Genomic DNA, 16,848 nt, shown 5'->3' with positions numbered 1-16,848 from the left:
CGCGGTCGAACGCGATTGAGCCAGGTCTGACGATATTGCACGCGTGCGGCGCTGGGCAGCGCCGCCCGCGTGCGCAGCAACCTTCGCGCGGAACAAGCAGCCAACAACAAGCGTGAAGTTCCGGTGCGCCGTGCCCGCCTCGCGGGCGCCAGCGCATCGCAGCGGTGGGGCGACAGCATGTGCCATGCCGTCGCTCCGCATCATTGACTACTTTTTTGTCGGTAATTCATAGGATGACTAAGCGAATTGCAGTTGTGACTGGTGGAATGGGCGGCCTCGGCGAAGCGATCAGCATCCGGTTGAACGATGCGGGCCACCGGGTCGTCGTCACGTATTCGCCGAACAACGCGGGCGCCGATCGCTGGCTGACGGACATGCATGCGGCCGGCCGCGAATTCCATGCGTATCCGGTGGACGTGGCCGACCACGATTCCTGCCAGCAATGCATCGACAAGATCGTCCGGGACGTCGGCCCGGTCGACATCCTGGTGAACAACGCGGGCATCACGCGCGACATGACGCTGCGCAAGCTCGACAAGGTCAACTGGGATGCGGTGATCCGCACCAACCTCGATTCCGTGTTCAACATGACGAAGCCGGTCTGCGACGGCATGGTCGAGCGGGGCTGGGGACGCATCGTCAACATCTCGTCGGTCAACGGCTCGAAGGGCTCGGTCGGCCAGACCAACTACGCGGCCGCGAAGGCCGGCATGCACGGCTTCACGAAATCGCTCGCGCTCGAGATCGCGCGCAAGGGCGTGACGGTGAATACGGTATCGCCGGGCTATCTCGCGACCAAGATGGTGACGGCGATCCCGCAGGACATCCTCGATACGAAGATCCTTCCGCAGATTCCGGCGGGACGGCTCGGTCGACCCGAGGAAGTCGCGGCGCTGATCGCGTTTCTGTGCTCGGAGGAGGCCGGCTTCGTGACGGGCTCCAACATCGCGATCAACGGCGGCCAGCACATGCACTGACGCGCGGCGGCCCGGGCAGCGTTCGCGCGCTCGTCCGGGCCGTGCTCCCGCTGTATCCAGCGCCGGGGCGACGCGCCAAGCGCGCGGTGACGGATCACGGACGCAGGTTCGCCGCGCACGCGGCGGGCCGTGTGCGCCCGCGCTACGGCCGCCGCGTCGCGGCACGCGCGCCGCACCGGCCTCGCATTCCGGAGGAGGCATGGCTGACACCTGGATGGGACTCGCGATCGGCGGCTCGGCACTGGCCGTCGCGCTGACGATGGCGATCGCGCTTCACTGGCTCGAGCGGCGCCGCGCGCGGCTGCTGCGCAACTTCGATCATCGCGATTGCTGGCTCGTCGCGTACGGCAAGTGCCTCGCGCGCGGGCCGGCGCGTCGCACGCGCAGCGGCGCGCGCTGACGGCGGCGGCGCGGCAACGGCGCGTTCACGCGTCGTGCCGCATCCCGCGCATTCATGTGCGGTGCGCGGTGCGCCCGCGCTCAATCGCTGCTTTTCGCCGAGCCTTCGCCCGAATCGTTCTTGTGGAAGATCCGCTTCGTCGTGCGCTTGGTGGCATCCCAGCCTTCGCGCGACGCATGCGCGATGCCGTGGCCGACCGTCTTCGCGGCGCTCGCGGTCGCGTGGCCGAAGCTGCGCGCGGCCTCGCCGGTCTTGTGCGCGGCTTCCTTCGAATCGCGTTTGATGTCCTGCTTCACTTCCGACATGTCCGCGTGCGCGATTGGGCTGATCAGCGCGAGAACGAACGCGGTGCAAATGAACTGACGTGCTTTCACGACCTGGTTTCCTTGGGGCTAGTCATCGGGGGAGGGGGGGCGAGCGGCCGGCAGGCGGCGGAACGAATGCACCGGCCGCCGATGCATCGAGCATCACCGCGGCGCGGCCGGCGAGCAGCACGCGCTCGCCGCAGCGCAGCGTGAAGCCATACAGAACGGAGCGGTCGTCGCCGCCGATGCGCTCGGCGTCGACGATCAGCGGCAGCTCGAACGTGTCGAGCCGATCGACGAACGCGTCGACGTTGCGCACGCTCGCCAGATAGCCGGCGCGCGGCCGCGCGGGTTCCGTCTGCGCGCGTTGCGTGCCGACCAGCGCGCCATGCACGGCCATCGCCTGTGCCGCGTATTCGATTCCGCAGACCGATGCGAGCCGGCCGCGCGAGCGCAGCGGGTTGTGCGGATCGCGATGGCTCGTCGCGCTGCAGCGGATCCGCGCGGCATCCCATGCTTCGACGCGATCGAGCAAGCACATCGCGCCGTCGTGCGGAATGTGCGCTGCGATCCATGCGCGATCGAGGATGGCCGTCGCCGGCGCAGGCATCGGCGTCGAGACGGGCGTCGTCATTGCGCGTGCTCCTCCGTGGGATTCGCCGACGCGATATCGACCTGCACGCGCGTATCTTCCAGATAGTCGAGCACGACGCTCGCCGTGCGCCGCGCGGCGAGTGCGCCGAGCAGCGGCAGTGCGCGCGCGGCCGGATTGCCGGTGCGCAGCGCGTCGAGTTCGGGGTTCGCGAGCGTCGTCGCCGGTGCGTCGGTCAGTTGCACGTCGATGCGCGCGAGCGTGCGTTCGCTCGCTCCAGGTGCGAGCACGAGCGCGACGCCGAACGCGTCGACGATCGGACGCACCGCACGCAGCGGCTCCGGATAGTCGGTGTCGTAGGCGATCAGCAGGCTCGGCACGCGATCGACCACGACCTGGCACAGGCTCTCCAGCAGGCCCGCGGCAAAGCTGCCGTCGTGCGCGCACAGCACGTTCGACGTCGCCATCGCGCGGGTCGCGATACTCCAGTAGCCGGCCGGCGCGTTGTGCACGGAGTTGTGAAAGCGCGTGGGCGACAGGTGACGATCGTCGCCGGCGAGGGTCTCGCAGATCGCGTGGCAGTTCTGGCCGTCGCCGCCGGACGCGCTGAACACGGTCGCGAGCGTGGCGGCATCGCGCCCGCTCGCGGCTGCCGCCTCGAGGCCGACCGCCAGCGCGACGCGCACGACGGGGCCGGTGCGGCGGCGTTCCGCCGGCGGCAGGCTGGCGGGTGTCGGCAGCACGGTGCGCGCGCTCGCATAGGCCGCGCGGCCCGCGAGCACGTCGGCCGCGTGCGGCCAGTCGTTCAGTCCCGGCCCGACGAGGCCGACGCTTTCGATGAAGGCGGTGAGGGTCATGTCGGCTCCCCGCGGCGGGCATGCTCGGCGCGGCCGAGGATCAGGCTGCAGTTCGTGCCGCCGAATCCGAACGAATTCGACAGGACCGCACGCACGCGGGCCTCGCGGCTCGCGAGCACGTAGTCGGCGGCCAGCGCCGGGTCGGGCTGCGTCGTGTTGACGCCGGCCGGCACGAACTGCTCGCGAAGCGCGAGCGCGGCGACGACCGCTTCGAGCGCACCGGCCGCACCGAGCGTGTGGCCGGTCGCCCCCTTGGTCGAGCTGCACGGCGTGCGCACGAGCAGCGCGCCCACGGCGCGGCTTTCGGCGGCATCGTTGCTGGGCGTCGCGGTGCCGTGCAGGTTCACGTAATCGATGTCGCCTGCAGCGAGCCCGGCCGACACGAGTGCCTGTTCGATCGCGAGCCGGGCACCGAGCCCTTCCGGATGCGGCGACGACATGTGATGCGCATCGCTCGATTCGCCGACGCCGAGCAGCAGGATCGCGTCGTCGTCGAGCGCGGCGCATGTATCCGGCACGCGTTCGAGCAGCGCGAACGCAGCCGCTTCGCCGATCGAGATGCCGTCGCGCGCGACGTCGAACGGCCGACACGGCCGGCGCGACAGCAGTTCGAGCGAATTGAAGCCGTACAGCGTCGTCAGGCACAGCGAATCGACGCCGCCGACGACGGCCGCGTCGATCAGCCCCGCTTCGATCATCCGGCGTGCGGAACCGAACACCTTCGCACCGGATGAACACGCGGACGAGATCGCCATCGCCGGCCCGCGCAGCCCGAAATACGCGCGCACGAACGCGGCCGGCGAATACGGGTTGTGCGTGTGCGCATAGCGGAAGTCGGCGGGCAGCGCGCCGCTCGCCGGATCGCGTTGCGCGTACGCGCGCTCGGTTTCGAGGATGCCGGACGTGCTCGTGCCGATGAAAACGCCGACGCGCGCGGCGCCATGGCGCGCCACGGCCGCTGCGACGCGCGCGTCGAAGTCGTCCTGGACGAGGCCGAGTTGCGCGAGGCGGTTGTTGCGGCAGTCGAAGTCGGCGAGATCCGTGCGCACGGGATGCGTATCGGCACCGTCCACGGCGCCGATCCAGGTGTCGAGATCGGCGCGTTCGAAGTCGCACGGCGTGAGCCCGCCGCGTGCGTTGCGCAGCGCGTCGAGGGTCGCGTCGAGGCCGCTGCCGATGCAACTGGTGGCGGTGAAGTGCGAGAGCAGGAGAGGTTTCACGAGGGTCGTATCCGGTGGCCGGAACGGGCGCCGCAGCGGGGCTGGCGGGCGCGCCGGGCGTGGTCAGATTTTATCAAACGGGGGTGCCGGCGTGCCCGGCTGGCCGGGCGGCTCGGGCGCGAGCGCGGCGCGCAGCGTGGTCCAGCGCAGCTGCGCATCGGCGGCTGCGCGCAGCAGCGCCGGCAGCACGTCGAGCACGACCGGTTCGCCGCGCGCGTCGCGTGCCGCGTGGCCGTCGTGCACGAGCAGGATGTCGCGCGGCGCAAGACCGTCGAGCAGGCGGCGCGCAACGATGTCCGCGTCGCGCGCGCGCGTGTCGAAGCCGCGGCGCGTCCAGCTGGCGAGCTGCAGCCCGAGTTCGCACAGCACCGGCTCGAGAAACGGATTGCGCAGGCCGGCCGGTGCGCGGAAAAATTGCGGGCGCGTGCCGGCGATCTCGGTCAGCGTCTGCTGTGCGGCCGCGATTTCGCGCCGCAGCCCGGCGGGCCCCGACAGCGAGAACGTATGCCGGTGCCGCTGGCTGTGGTTCTCGACCGCATGGCCGCGCGCGACGATCGCTTCGATCCACTTCGGATGGCGGCACGCGAGATCGCCGATGCAGAAGAACGTCGCGCGCGCATCGTGACGATCGAGCAGGTCGAGCACGCGCGGCGTGACGTCGGGGTCCGGGCCGTCGTCGATCGTCAGCGCGATCCGGCGGCCGGCGCCGGCCGGCAGGCGTGTCCAGTTCGGTCCCAGCAGCGCGCTGCGTGGCCACAGGCCGGCGGCAGTCAGCGCGAGATGAGACGCGACCACGCCGCCGGCGGCCCACGGCCACGCAGCCGGTTGCGCGACGACGGCCGCGAGCGCACCGGCGTGCAGCGCCGCGGTGCCCGCGATCAGCGGCGTCGGTTTCCAGCGGCGCGCGTCGCCGGGCAGCCGCGGTGGCATGGACGACGGTGCGTTCATGGGCGGCCTCCTGTCAGGTCGGAACGCGCGCTGCTCGCCGCCGCGGCACGCGGCGCGAGAATCGCGGCGAACGCGAGCGCGAGCATCGCGCCAGGACCGACGGTCAGCCCGAAGGTTTCGAGCAGCGGCACGCGCGACAGCGCGAGCAGGCCGAAGCCGGCGACCGTCGCGAGGTTCGCGATCAGCAGCGACACGAGCGTGTACGGCGTGACCGGTTGCGCGTCGTCGCGCTTGCAGAAGAACAGCGCATAGTTCGAGCCGACCGCAACGATCAGCAGCATCCCGACGAGATGCAGGATGGTCAGCGGCACGCCGGCGAGCGCAAAGCCGGCCGTCACCACCAGCACGGCCGCGACCAGCGGCGCGAGCGCGCGCACGACGCGGCGTGGCGAGCCCAGCGCGATCAGCAGCAGCACGGCGATCGCCGCGAACCCCGCGAGCGACAGCCGGATGTCCTCGTGAACATAGTTCACGTACAGGCGGTCGGCCTCGGCCTTCATGTCGACGAACAGCGCATCCGGCACGCCGGCGCGCGCGACGGCTGCGCGGATCGGCGCTGCATCGAGCGCTGGCGCCGACGCCGCCGAAGCTGAGCGTGCGGCATCCGGCGCGCGCAGCGGCAGCATCGCGTTCCAGCGGCCCGCGCGCTCGGTCAGCAGCGCGTCGACGGCGAGCGCCATCGACGTGCCGCGCAGGTCCGCGCGCGTGATCGGCGACGCGTGACGTGCGGCCTCGACATCGGCGATGAACGGCGCGAACAGCTCGGGTCGCACCGAGATCGGCTGGTTCGCGACGGCCGCACGCATGCGCGTGGCAAGCACGTCCGCGTCCGGCAAGCTCGCCTGGCGCGCGTGCTGCGCGGTGTCGCTCGGCAGGTAGCGCGCGGGGCTTTCGAAGCCCGCGAGCGTGCCGCGATCGACGAGCGGCTGCAATTGCGCGGCGACCTGTTCCGCGCGTTCGAGCGCGGCCTGTTCGGTCGGCGCGGAAATCACGACGAGGTAGCGCACGTCCGGCGCGCCGACATCGGCGCGCAGCCGTGCGTCGAGGGCCTGCGCGCGGGCGGGGACGGGGCTCAGCGCCGCAAGCTCGCGGCTCCACAGGCCGTCGCGATGCAGCACGAGCATCGCGCACGCGGCGAGCACGAGCACGGCGAGCGGCCAGCGCAGCCGCGGCGCCGCGGCGGCCGCACGCGCGAGCACCGCGCCGACGCGCGACACGTCGCGAATCGCGACGTGCTCGCCGCGCAGGTGAGGCAGCACGAAGCGCGTGACGAGCGCGGCGGCCGTCAGCCCGGCGATCGAGTACAGCCCGAGCTGCACGAGGCCCGGAAAACCGGAGAACAGCATCGACGCGAAGCCGCATACGGACGTCAGCACGCCGAGCCGGATCGTCGGCCAGTACGCGGCGACCCATGCGCGCGTCGCGTCGGCAGGCCGCGCGGTGCCGCGCGCGCCGACCTGCGCCGATTGCACGAACAGGTAGATCGAATAGTCGACGGCTTCGCCGATCAGCGTCGTGCCGAAGCCGAGCGTCAGGCCATGGACCGTGCCGAACGCGACGCTGACCGTCGCGATGCCGGCCGCGATGCCCGTCAGCACCGGCAGCAGCCCCAGCGCGAGCGTGCGCGGCGAGCGGTACAGCGTCAGCAGCAGCGCGACGATCAGCACGACGCTCGCCGTCGACAGCCGCTCGACGTCGTGCCGGATCGTGTCGCGCGTGTCGACCGAGAACACGCCGGGGCCGGTCATCGCGAGCGTGTACGCGGCGCGGTTCGGCAGCGTCTGCGTCGCGGCGGAGAACGCGCGGCGCACCGCGTCGATCGCGCGCGCCTGCGCGTCGGTGTCGGAACCGGCGGCGGCCGTCTGCACGACCAGCACCGCGCGCGTGCCGTCGCGCGACGCCCAGACGCCGTCGCGCATCGCGGGCTGCGCGCCGCTGTCGAGCTGGTCGACGAGCGCGGTCACTTCGCCGGTCGGGTCGCGCGGCAACATCGCCTTCGCGACGAGGCCCGCCGACGAGCTCAGCAGGTCGAGGCTGTCGCCGAGCGCCTGGTGCAGGCCGTCCGCGCTGAAGCGTTGCGGCGAGACGGCCGGGCTCAGCAGGTAACGATGGTCGAACACGAATTGCCGGTCGCGCGCGTCGTTGACGGCTTCACCGTTGTCGATCGCCGAGAATTGCCGGTCGGCGCGCAGCGTGCCGGCGACGCGCCGCGACAGCGCGGCGCGCGTGGCCGCGTCGCCGCCGTCGATCGCGACGAGGATCAGCCGCGACACGATGCCGTCACGCAGTTGATCGACGAGCACGCGCTGCCCGGCGCTCGGCGCGCGCGGCAGGAACGCGGACAGGTCGGCCGTGAAATTCGCGCGGGCGATCGCGATCCCGCACGCGACGAGCGCGAGCAGCCACACGAGCACGGCGCGCTGCCGCCACGCGGACGGGCGGTGCGCGACGGGGGCGGTCGGCCGGGTGCGCTCGTCCATCACTTCGCCGGGACGGGTTGCAGGCGCATCGTCGAATGGTCGCCGTCGGCCTGCCGGATCGCGACGCTGCGCAACACGTCGCGCGAGCCTTCGAGCGTGATCGTGCTGACGACCTTCAGCATCCGCGAATCGAGCGGCGTGAGCATCAGCGTCCAGTCGTCGCCGCGACCGGCGAGCGCGACCTTGTAGACCTGCTCGAGCGCGTAGCGATTGCCGGCGAGCGTCGCGCGGATGCTGTCGATGAACGCACCGAGCTCCGGATAGCGCGCGAGCGCGAGCGTGTACTTGCGGTTGTTGCGCTCGACGGTGAGCATGTCGCCGTCGACGACGAGATGTTCGGGTTTCGGACTGAGCGTGTGCTTCTCGAGGTGGTCGGGCGCGACGAACACGAGTTCGCCCGACGATTCGAGCGGTTGCGCGGCGATCGACAGCGACTTCGTCTCGGTGAACGTCGCGCGTCCGGACTTGTGCTGCGCGAGCGTCGACATCAGCCGGTCGAGGGTCCACGCCGAACCGGTGTCGGCCGCGTGCGCGGGCAGAGCGAGCGCGACGGCGGCCGCGATGGCGAACGTGCGCGCCGAGCGGCGCAGCGCGGGCGCGGACGGCAGCGGGAGCAGCGACAGGAAGCGGAGAACGGCGGTCATGCGTCGGAATCCCTCGTGGCGGACAGGTCGGCGCATGCGCGCGCATCGTCGCGGCGCTCGGCGGCCGTGCCGGTCTGCCAGAAATCGAAATAGTTGAACCAGTTGAACGGGGCCGCGCGGCAATACTTGTCGAGCAGCGCGACGTAGCGCGCAAGTGCCGCGTCGACGGCCGCTGCGCGCGCGTCGCGGCGCACGTCGGAGAAATCGGCGAGCGTCTCGAAGTGCACGTCGTAGCGGTTGCCGTCGCGATAGAGGCCCGTCATGAACAGCACCGGGCGCCGCAGCATCGCGGCCATGTACAGCGGCCCGAGCGGGAACGCGGCTGGTGCGCCGAGCAGCGGCAGCCGCCGCAGCGAGGTTGCCGCATCATCGAGCAGCGTGCGGTCGGCGAGCATGCCGACCATGCAGTTCGCGTCGAGACGCTCGCGCACCTTCAGCATCGAGTCGACCTGCCCGAGCGGAATCACTTCCGGTTTCGCGGCCGGATTCACGGCGGCGAGCGTCGCGTTGATCTTGCGCGCGTTCTCCTCGAACATCGTGACGACGACGCGCAGGTCCGGACGCGTGCGGCCGATCGCGCGCACGACTTCGAAGCTGCCGAGGTGCGCGCCCATCAGGAACGCGCCGCGCCCACCGGCGAGCGCATCGTCGACCCGCGTTTCGCCATGCAGCCGGATGTCGAACAGGTCGAAGCGGCCGTTCATCAGGTAGATTCGGTCGTGGATCGTCGCGGCGAACGTGAACACGTGCCGATACACGTCGCGCCAGCGCGCGGGACGGCCGAGCGCGCGGCGCAGATAGTCGCGCGACGCCGAGCAGGCCACCGGCGAGAACAGCACGAAATAGATCGCGATGGCGTGCAGCACGACACGCGACGGCCGCCGGCCGAACCGCAGCGAGATCCAGGTCATCGCGCGCAGCAACGCCGCGTTGCTGCGTTCCTGGCGCTCGGCCCACGCGGTGCGCTTCATGGCCGTGCACCGTCCTGCGCGGCGGGCGGCGCGGACAGCACGCCGGTGGCGACGTCGCGTACGCCGGCGCGCAGCGTGAAGCGGATCGCGCCGCCGGCCGCTGCATCGAACGCGAGATCGAGCGGCTCGCCGGGCGCGACCGGGCTCAGGAATTTCGCGGAAGCCAGCCGCCACGTGTGCAGCGGGCGGTTCAGCGACGCGCCGAGCGCGGCGATCGCGTGATCGAGCAGCACGACGCCCGGCACGATCGGATGACCGGGGAAATGACCGGGCAGCGCCGGGTGATCGGCGGGAATCGTGAACGCGAGCGGCGCATCCGTCTCGGCGCGCGCGCTCGCGTCGGCCGCATCGGCCGCCGCGGCGCGCGTGTGCCGTGCGATGAGCGCGGCGAGCACGTCGCGCGGCAGCTTGCCCGTTTCGTTGCGCGGCAAGGCGTCGACGAACACGAGCGGACGCGGCATGAAGGCGGGATCGATCCGTTCGCGCAGCGCGCGCTGCAGGTCGGCCGCGGCGAGCGTCGGTGCGACCACGAGCGCGACGAGCCGCGTGACCGGTTCGCGGGTCGCATCGGCGTCGGCTGGTGCGGCGTCGTCCGGCATGAAGAACACGCCGTCGACGACGTCGGCGATCGCGTTCAATTGGTGATTCAGATAGGCGAGCGACGTGCGCTTGCCCGCGATGTTGACGAGGTCCGCCTTGCGGCCGTGCAGCAGGAACCGGCCGTCGCCGAGCAGTTCGAGCGCGTCGCCCATCGGCACGGGGGATTCGACGTGTCCGCCCGACGCCCACACGGTCGGGCCGCTGTCGTCGCCCGCGGCGTCGCGGCCCGGCGCGTCCTGTACCGCACGTGCGTCGAGGCGGATGCCGGGGAACAGCTGCCACGTCGCGCCTTGCGACGTGCGGCGCGTCGCGATCTGGCCGGTCTCGGTGCTGCCGTAGATCTCGACGAGCGGCGCGTCGAGCGCGGCCTCGGCCTCGCACGCGAGCTTTTCCGACAGCGGCGCGGTGGCCGACAGCACGAGCGCGGCCGGCGGCAGCGCATGGCCGGCCGACAGCAGCGCGCGCAGGTGAATCGGCGACGTGACGAGCACGCGCGGCTGCGGGATCGTAGCGAGTTCGTCGCGAATGTCGACGGGGTAGAACGGCTGGCGGTTGCTGAACGCGAGGCCGCCGATCAGCGCGAGCAGCACCGTCGACTCGAAGCCGTACATGTGTTGCGCGGGCACGGTGCCGATCAGCGTCGCCGCGCGGCCGTCGAGCAGGCCGAGGCGGTCGGCCGCCGCGCGCACGCAGCCGACCAGGAAGCCCCAGGTCTTGCGGTGCGGCACCGGCGCGCCGGTCGAGCCGGACGTGAACACGTACGCCATGATGCGCGACGCGTCGATCCGCGGCACCACGCACGGCGCGTCCTCGAGGAGGTCGCCGGGCGCGGCGTCCGGATAGGCGAAGCGCGGCAGGTCGATCGCGCAGTCCGGCGCGTCGTGCAGGCAGAACGCGTCCGGTGCGAACGACGCGAGCTGGCGCACCATCTCCGGCGTGTGCGTCGACGGCAGCAGGCTGATCCTGCCGGCGACGAGCGCCGCGCACAGGCTGACCGCGAAGCGGTAGCGATCGCGGCACACGTTGAACACGTGGCCGCCGGCGGGCAGTGCGGCGGCCACGCGCGCGACGTCGGCGACGAACGCGCGCACGCTGACGGGCGTGCCGTCGCGCCAGGCGATCGTCTGGTCCGGCGAGGAATGGAACACTAGCGGGTAAGTCGGCATAAATCGGCTGAAGCGGGAGACGGTGGCCGGCGCGGCCGCGATGCGGCGCCGCGCCGGCCATGAATTCATCGTGACGGCTGCGTCGACGCGCGGTATGCGCGTACGGCGTCGACCATCCGCGGCCGCGTGTCGTGCGGCAGCGCGAAGCGCCGGCATGCATGCTCGGCCGCGAACATCACGGCGACGAGCGGCAGCGACAGGTAGTTCGCGAACGTCGACCACGCGACGATCGGCGCGGTTGCGAACAGCAGCGTCGACACGGCGGCGATCGCGATGAAGAACAGCGTCCATGCGAGCGTGATGCGCCGCGTGTAGCGCGCGACGGCCGGCGTGATCGTGCCGTGGATCATCGTCGCGAAGCGCGTGCACAGCGGCACCTGGCCGGCCGTGAGCGTGCGGCCGAACAGCAGCACCATCGCGAGGTTGAAGCTCGCGTGCTCCAGATACAGGCCCCATTCGAAATGGCGTGCGAGCGGGGCGCGCGCGGCCCACAGCGCGGCCGCGGCGAGCAGCCACGCCGGCACGAGCCATGCCCGCTTCGGCGAGCGCAGCGCTGCGCCGAGCGCGAGCAGCAGCGGCGGCACGAGCGCCATCGCGAGGCCGAAGCCGTGCGCGCCGGGAGTCGCGGCCGCGTAGTGCGCGCCGATCTGGTACGCCGCCACCGCGGCGACCGCGCCGACGCCGCGTGCGATGCCGAGCGGCGAGCTCATCGCGGCGCTCCGGGCGCGCGGCGCGTGCGCGCATTGCCGTCATCCGTCGCGTCGCGGCGGCGGACGGGCGGGCAAACTGGAACGAGACGAATGGACGGGCGCGGCATGGCTGCTGGAAACATCGGGCGGATTGGGGCCGGACGCGTTCGTCGGGCCGTCAAACATCATATGAATGGCGGCCGGGACGCGTGTCCGGGCCGGCTGTCGTGCATGCACATTTTAGGGCCGCGGCGCGGTGGTTCGAGGTCGGCGCAGCCGGGTTTTGTAACCGAATGTATGGCAGCGCACTGAACCTTGCGCGGCGGCGATTCAATTCCGCCCGAAGCGGCTCAAGCGTCTGCTGCGATCGGGTCCCGAAACCGGTCGCGGCGGGGGGCCGTCAGTCTGTAACCATTCCCCGTATACGTGCCGATACCCATCGTCTAGAATCCGCGTAACTTTTACAAACGACCCCCAATAACGCAGGCGGGGAAGCCGGCAGACGCCGGAGGGACGGAGATTGGCGCGCGCTTCGCGCGCGCCGGGCGTGCACGACGATTGCCGTTTCCGGGCGCCTCCCGCTGCCATGGGCCGCCTGCCCGCAAGCATGATGAACGCACTGGAACAAGAGCTCGCCACGCTGATCATCGGCGAACTGAATCTCGAAGACGTCCCGTTCGAAACGGTGACGGCCGGGACCCCGCTGTATGGCGAGGGCTTCGGGCTCGACTCCATCGACATCCTGGAAATCGCGCTGCTGATCTCGAAGAAATACGGCTTCGAGCTGCGCTCGGACAATCCGGACAACCAGAAGATCTTCGCGACGCTCGGCGCGCTTGCCGAGTACGTCGCCGCGCACCGCACGAAGTGACGGCGGCGCGCGCGAACGCGACGCGGCATGCAGACGATGACGGCACGCGGCGGCGGTTGCTGGACGAACCACGGCCGCATCGATCGAGAGGAAACGCGATGAACGGAGCAAGGCGATGCGGGCGCTCGTAACGGGTGGCAGCGGCGCACTCGGGCAGTCGATCTGCGCGGCGCTCGCGCAGGCCGGCCACGAAGTCTGGGTGCACGCGAACCGGAATCTCGCGCAGGCGGAGGCGGTCGCGCAGCAGATCGTCGCGGCCGGCGGCACCGCGCATGCGCTTGCATTCGACGTGACCGACGCCGATGCGACGCTTGCCGCGCTCGCGCCGTTCATCGATGGCGCACCGGTGCAGATCCTCGTCAACAATGCGGGCATTCACGACGACGCACCGATGGCCGGCATGTCGCGCCGGCAGTGGCACAGCGTGATCGACGTGACGCTCAACGGTTTTTTCAACGTAACGCAGCCGTTGCTGCTGCCGATGATCCGCACGCGACGCGGCCGGATCGTCAACATCGCGTCGGTCGCCGGCGTGACCGGCAACCGCGGGCAGGTCAACTACGCTGCCGCGAAGGCGGGGCTGATCGGCGCGACGAAGTCGCTGTCGCTGGAGCTCGCATCGCGCGGCATCACGGTGAATGCCGTCGCGCCCGGCATCATCGAGTCGCCGATGGCAGACCATGCGTTTCCCGCCGAGCGGATCAAACAGCTCGTGCCGGCGCAACGCGCGGGCCGGCCCGACGAAGTCGCGGCGATGGTCGCGTATCTGGTATCCGATGCGGCTGCTTATGTGACGGGACAGGTGCTGTCCGTCAACGGCGGACTTGCATGACGACGCGCGCGGCGTCGGCTTGACGCGAAGCAACGGCGCGCAACGCGGCGCGTGGCCACGATGCCGCGAGCCCGCACCGCATAGTGAGGAAATCGAAGTGTCAGTGCATCCAGTCGACGCCGAACGGCGAGCGTGTTCCCTGTCGTCCGCCACGACCGCGGTCGCGCGCGAACACATGACAGGCGGAGCCGCCGCTTCGCGAACGGGCATCTCGCCCGCAGCGAACGGCGGCAACCGGGCGCTGCGACTCGTCCAGGTGGATCATGCGCGGCTGGCTGCGCTGCTGCACGATGCGCGGCAGCGCGGCGACGCATTCGACCGCGTGTTTCCCGGTGCGCTGGGTGCGGTCTGCATCGGCGCGGCCGGCGCGCCGGCCGATGAGATGGCCCGCATGCTCGCCGCCGCCGCGCCCGACCTGCCGCTCGCACCGGTGCAGATGGCACTGCTCGACGCCGGCGGCCACGCACGCGCCGGCGCGGTCTGCGAAATCTGGCAGTGTGACGCGCCCGACCTGCGCAGCGAGCGACGCGGCGCGCTGCAGTATCGCTACAGCGAAACGGCGGGGCTCCTGTTCGGCAGCATCGTCTTGCAGGAAGAACGGGAAGCGGCCGATGCGGATCGCGACGGCGGCACGCCGCTCGAGCGCGCGACACACGATGCATACCGCGCGCTGTTCGACCTGCTCGATGCGCTCGACATTGCGCATCCGCTGCGGCTCTGGAATACCGTGCCGGCGATCAACGCGCTGCAGTTCGGGATCGAGCGCTATCGTCAGTTCAATATCGGCAGGCAGCGTGCGTTCGACGCGTGCCGTCGCGCGCTGACGGGCAGCGTCCCGGCGGCCTGCGCGCTCGGCTCGGTCGTGCCCGTCGCGGGCGACATGCCGCCGGCCGCGCCGCTCGCGATCCATTTCATCGCGAGCCGCACACCGGCCGATCCGGTCGAGAACCCGCGCCAGATCAGCGCATATCACTACCCGGCGGAGTACGGCCCGCGTGCGCCGACGTTCGCTCGCGCGGCCGCGTGGCCCGGCGACGATGCCGCGCCGTTGCTGTTCGTGTCGGGCACCGCCAGCATCGTCGGGCATCGCACCGTGCATCGCGGCGACGTCGTCGCGCAAACCCGCGAGACGATGGCGAACCTCGCCGCCGTGCTCGAGCAGGCCGCGCGGCAGGGGCACGGCCCGTTCTCGCTCGCCGACCTGAACTACCGCGTCTATGTGCGCGACGCCGGCGATGCCGCGGCGCTCGCCGCGATCGATCGCGCGCTGCGCGATGCGGCGGGCCCCGGCGTGCGGCCGTTGTTCGTCCACGCGGACGTGTGCCGCGACGATCTGCTGGTCGAGATCGAAGCGAGCGCCGGCCATGCGCTGGAGCACCTGTCGTGAAGCGCGCGGGCCTGTCGTTACGCGAACGCGGCGTCGACGAAGCCTGTCGGCAGTCGCCTGCAGGTCATAAACTTTTGTCAGGATCCTCGTCTTCGCAATCGGCCGTTCCCATGTCCAAGCTGCACGCCTCGTCCACCCATCTCGTACTGATTCCGAGCTATAACCCGGGCGTCAAGGTCGACACGACCGTGCGCAACGCGCGCGCGCAGTGGAACCCGGTGTGGGTCGTCGTCGACGGCAGCACCGACGGCAGCGCCGAGCGGCTGCAGGCGATGGCCGAGCGCGACCCGGGGCTGCGCGTGATCGTGCTGCCGGAGAACCGCGGCAAGGGCGCCGCGGTGCTGGCCGGGCTCGACGCGGCGGCCGCAAGCGGCTTCACGCACGTGCTGACGATGGACTCCGACGGCCAGCATCCGGCCGACCTGATTTCCGAATTCATGGCCGCGTCGCAGGCGGCGCCGGACGCGATGGTGCTGGGCCTGCCGAAGTTCGACGCGAGCGCGCCGCAACTGCGCGTGCAGGGCCGGCGGCTGTCGAACGGATGGGCCGACCTCGAGACGCTATGGGCCGGGATCGGCGATTCGCTGTACGGCTTTCGCGTGTACCCGGTCGCACCGCTCGCCGCGATCATGCATCGCCAGCCGTGGATGCGCGGCTTCGACTTCGATCCGGAAGCTGCCGTGCGGCTGTGCTGGGCCGGGGTGCGGCCGATCCGCATCGAGGCGCCGGTGCGCTACTTCGGCGCGCACGAGGGCGGCGTGTCGCATTTCCACTATGGCCGCGACAACGCGCTGCTCGCGTGGATGCACCTGCGGCTCTTCGCCGGTTTCGTGGTGCGGCTGCCGATGCTGGTCGCGCGGCGGCTCACGCGCCGGTCGCGTTCGACGTTCAGCCGGTCATCCGGCCGCGGCGATTGATGAGCTGATTGTCGTCAATTCGCTGAGCAATCGCGTCGTTCGTTTCGAATGGGCGGGTAATCAAGATGTCATTTGATGTAAACATCTGGTAATTTTCTGCCGGATTATGCAAAATCGCCGCTCCCAAATACAACTACCGAGGGATCCGGGATGCATATCAAGAAAGCGGCGGCAGCGTGTGGCATGGCGTTCCTGTTGAGCGCATGCGGCGGCGTGCAGAATCTCGACGCGAACAGCCTGACGTCGGCGGGGACCAGCCTGTTCAAGGCGGCGACGCTGTCGGACAGCGACATCGCGGCGCTGTCGACCGACTCGTGCAAGGCGAGCGACGCAGAATCGAAGATCGCCGCGCCGAACAGCGCGTACTCGAAGCGTTTGACGAAGGTGATGAAGGGCTTCGGCGACATGACGCTGAACGGCCAGAAGATCAACTACAAGGTCTACGTGACCAAGGACGTCAACGCGTGGGCGATGGGCAACGGCTGCGTGCGCGTGTACAGCGGCCTGATGGACATGATGAACGACGACGAACTGCGCGGCGTGATCGGTCATGAAATGGGCCACGTCGCGCTGGGTCACTCAAAGAAGGCGATGCAGACCGCCTACGCGGTCAGCGCGGCACGCACCGCGGCCGGCGCGGCATCCCCGGGTGTCGCGGCCCTGACGAGCTCGCAGCTCGGCGACATCACCGAGAAGTTCATCAACGCGCAGTTCTCGCAGACGCAGGAAAGCGCGGCCGACGACTACTCGTTCGACCTGATGAAGCAGAAGAACATGAACCAGAAGGGCCTCGTCACCGCGTTCCAGAAGCTCGCGCAGCTCGATGGCGGCAAGAGCTCGATGATGAGCTCGCACCCGTCGTCGGCGAGCCGTGCTCAGCACATCCAGGATCGCATCGCGAAGGGCAGCTGATCGCCGCCTGGTGCGCCGGCCGCGTCCGGCGCCCGGGATGAACGAAACCCCACGCTCTTGCGGGCGTGGGGTTTTTGTTT

Annotated in this window: 17 protein-coding genes; 7 read left to right on the top strand and 10 right to left on the bottom strand. The window is 70.6% G+C overall.

What is annotated here, in order from left to right:
* The first annotated feature begins 233 nt into the window (after nt 1–233).
* Nucleotides 234–977: an acetoacetyl-CoA reductase gene (phbB, locus tag ACV22W_RS32870; RefSeq protein WP_448023685.1), complete on the top strand. Its 744-nt coding sequence runs from the start codon at nt 234–236 to the stop codon at nt 975–977.
* A gap of 199 nt (nt 978–1,176) precedes the next feature.
* Nucleotides 1,177–1,377 (top strand): hypothetical protein, encoded by a 201-nt coding sequence (locus ACV22W_RS32865; protein ID WP_448023683.1) that lies wholly within the window; start codon nt 1,177–1,179, stop codon nt 1,375–1,377.
* An 80-nt stretch (nt 1,378–1,457) separates the two neighbouring features.
* Here the strand turns inward: ACV22W_RS32865 and ACV22W_RS32860 are convergent, their stop codons facing one another.
* From ACV22W_RS32860 to ACV22W_RS32815, 10 genes are all read right to left on the bottom strand, one after another.
* Nucleotides 1,458–1,751: a hypothetical protein gene (locus ACV22W_RS32860; protein ID WP_059447900.1), complete on the bottom strand. Its 294-nt coding sequence runs from the start codon at nt 1,749–1,751 to the stop codon at nt 1,458–1,460.
* Nucleotides 1,752–1,773: 22 nt separating this feature from the next.
* Nucleotides 1,774–2,316, bottom strand: a complete 543-nt coding sequence (locus tag ACV22W_RS32855; protein ID WP_448023681.1) for a hotdog family protein — start codon at nt 2,314–2,316, stop codon at nt 1,774–1,776.
* Nucleotides 2,313–3,131 carry a beta-ketoacyl synthase chain length factor gene (locus ACV22W_RS32850; RefSeq protein ID WP_448023679.1) on the bottom strand — a complete coding sequence of 273 codons (819 nt, stop codon included), beginning with the start codon at nt 3,129–3,131 and terminating at the stop codon, nt 2,313–2,315. The genes ACV22W_RS32855 and ACV22W_RS32850 overlap by 4 nt, the downstream gene beginning before the upstream one ends.
* Nucleotides 3,128–4,351 (bottom strand): beta-ketoacyl-[acyl-carrier-protein] synthase family protein, encoded by a 1,224-nt coding sequence (locus ACV22W_RS32845; RefSeq protein WP_448023678.1) that lies wholly within the window; start codon nt 4,349–4,351, stop codon nt 3,128–3,130. The genes ACV22W_RS32850 and ACV22W_RS32845 overlap by 4 nt, the downstream gene beginning before the upstream one ends.
* Nucleotides 4,352–4,414: 63 nt before the next feature.
* Nucleotides 4,415–5,299: a polysaccharide deacetylase family protein gene (locus ACV22W_RS32840; RefSeq protein WP_448023676.1), complete on the bottom strand. Its 885-nt coding sequence runs from the start codon at nt 5,297–5,299 to the stop codon at nt 4,415–4,417.
* Nucleotides 5,296–7,779: an MMPL family transporter gene (locus tag ACV22W_RS32835; protein ID WP_448023675.1), complete on the bottom strand. Its 2,484-nt coding sequence runs from the start codon at nt 7,777–7,779 to the stop codon at nt 5,296–5,298. Before ACV22W_RS32835 ends, ACV22W_RS32840 begins: the two co-directional genes overlap by 4 nt.
* A complete protein-coding gene (locus ACV22W_RS32830; protein WP_448023673.1) occupies nt 7,779–8,423 on the bottom strand; it encodes an outer membrane lipoprotein carrier protein LolA in 645 nt (214 codons plus the stop codon). Before ACV22W_RS32830 ends, ACV22W_RS32835 begins: the two co-directional genes overlap by 1 nt.
* A complete protein-coding gene (locus ACV22W_RS32825; RefSeq protein WP_448023671.1) occupies nt 8,420–9,394 on the bottom strand; it encodes an LpxL/LpxP family acyltransferase in 975 nt (324 codons plus the stop codon). The genes ACV22W_RS32830 and ACV22W_RS32825 overlap by 4 nt, the downstream gene beginning before the upstream one ends.
* Nucleotides 9,391–11,160: an AMP-binding protein gene (locus tag ACV22W_RS32820; protein WP_448023687.1), complete on the bottom strand. Its 1,770-nt coding sequence runs from the start codon at nt 11,158–11,160 to the stop codon at nt 9,391–9,393. Before ACV22W_RS32820 ends, ACV22W_RS32825 begins: the two co-directional genes overlap by 4 nt.
* A gap of 65 nt (nt 11,161–11,225) precedes the next feature.
* Entirely contained in the window at nt 11,226–11,870 is a 645-nt protein-coding gene (locus ACV22W_RS32815) for a hypothetical protein (protein ID WP_448023669.1), read from the bottom strand.
* Nucleotides 11,871–12,435: 565 nt separating this feature from the next.
* On the opposite strand from ACV22W_RS32815, the gene ACV22W_RS32810 reads away from it, so the two are divergent.
* From ACV22W_RS32810 to loiP, 5 genes are all read left to right on the top strand, one after another.
* Nucleotides 12,436–12,720: a phosphopantetheine-binding protein gene (locus ACV22W_RS32810; RefSeq protein WP_448023667.1), complete on the top strand. Its 285-nt coding sequence runs from the start codon at nt 12,436–12,438 to the stop codon at nt 12,718–12,720.
* Nucleotides 12,721–12,835: 115 nt separating this feature from the next.
* Nucleotides 12,836–13,552, top strand: a complete 717-nt coding sequence (gene fabG, locus ACV22W_RS32805; protein ID WP_448023665.1) for a 3-oxoacyl-ACP reductase FabG — start codon at nt 12,836–12,838, stop codon at nt 13,550–13,552.
* A 97-nt stretch (nt 13,553–13,649) separates the two neighbouring features.
* Nucleotides 13,650–14,939 (top strand): chorismate transformation enzyme, FkbO/Hyg5 family, encoded by a 1,290-nt coding sequence (locus ACV22W_RS32800; RefSeq protein WP_448023663.1) that lies wholly within the window; start codon nt 13,650–13,652, stop codon nt 14,937–14,939.
* Between the two features lie 110 nt (nt 14,940–15,049).
* Nucleotides 15,050–15,856, top strand: a complete 807-nt coding sequence (locus ACV22W_RS32795) for a glycosyltransferase family 2 protein (protein WP_448023662.1) — start codon at nt 15,050–15,052, stop codon at nt 15,854–15,856.
* 150 nt (nt 15,857–16,006) lie between these two features.
* Nucleotides 16,007–16,768 (top strand): metalloprotease LoiP, encoded by a 762-nt coding sequence (gene loiP / locus ACV22W_RS32790; RefSeq protein WP_448023660.1) that lies wholly within the window; start codon nt 16,007–16,009, stop codon nt 16,766–16,768.
* Nucleotides 16,769–16,848: the final 80 nt, after the last annotated feature.

This window comes from Burkholderia sp. AW49-1 (assembly GCF_053427845.1).
This window is presented reverse-complemented; position numbering and strand designations above follow the sequence as displayed.

Excerpts from the sequence above, each read along its gene's own strand:
- ACV22W_RS32815 (WP_448023669.1), bottom strand. The coding sequence starts at position 11,870 with ATGAGCTCGCCGCTCGGCATCGCACGCGGCGTCGGCGCGGTCGCCGCG.
- phbB (WP_448023685.1), top strand. The coding sequence starts at position 234 with ATGACTAAGCGAATTGCAGTTGTGACTGGTGGAATGGGCGGCCTCGGC.
- ACV22W_RS32840 (WP_448023676.1), bottom strand. The coding sequence starts at position 5,299 with ATGAACGCACCGTCGTCCATGCCACCGCGGCTGCCCGGCGACGCGCGC.
- ACV22W_RS32795 (WP_448023662.1), top strand. The coding sequence starts at position 15,050 with ATGTCCAAGCTGCACGCCTCGTCCACCCATCTCGTACTGATTCCGAGC.
- ACV22W_RS32825 (WP_448023671.1), bottom strand. The coding sequence starts at position 9,394 with ATGAAGCGCACCGCGTGGGCCGAGCGCCAGGAACGCAGCAACGCGGCG.
- ACV22W_RS32850 (WP_448023679.1), bottom strand. The coding sequence starts at position 3,131 with ATGACCCTCACCGCCTTCATCGAAAGCGTCGGCCTCGTCGGGCCGGGA.
- ACV22W_RS32865 (WP_448023683.1), top strand. The coding sequence starts at position 1,177 with ATGGCTGACACCTGGATGGGACTCGCGATCGGCGGCTCGGCACTGGCC.
- fabG (WP_448023665.1), top strand. The coding sequence starts at position 12,836 with ATGCGGGCGCTCGTAACGGGTGGCAGCGGCGCACTCGGGCAGTCGATC.
- ACV22W_RS32830 (WP_448023673.1), bottom strand. The coding sequence starts at position 8,423 with ATGACCGCCGTTCTCCGCTTCCTGTCGCTGCTCCCGCTGCCGTCCGCG.
- ACV22W_RS32855 (WP_448023681.1), bottom strand. The coding sequence starts at position 2,316 with ATGACGACGCCCGTCTCGACGCCGATGCCTGCGCCGGCGACGGCCATC.
- ACV22W_RS32835 (WP_448023675.1), bottom strand. The coding sequence starts at position 7,779 with ATGGACGAGCGCACCCGGCCGACCGCCCCCGTCGCGCACCGCCCGTCC.
- ACV22W_RS32810 (WP_448023667.1), top strand. The coding sequence starts at position 12,436 with ATGGGCCGCCTGCCCGCAAGCATGATGAACGCACTGGAACAAGAGCTC.
- loiP (WP_448023660.1), top strand. The coding sequence starts at position 16,007 with ATGCATATCAAGAAAGCGGCGGCAGCGTGTGGCATGGCGTTCCTGTTG.
- ACV22W_RS32820 (WP_448023687.1), bottom strand. The coding sequence starts at position 11,160 with ATGCCGACTTACCCGCTAGTGTTCCATTCCTCGCCGGACCAGACGATC.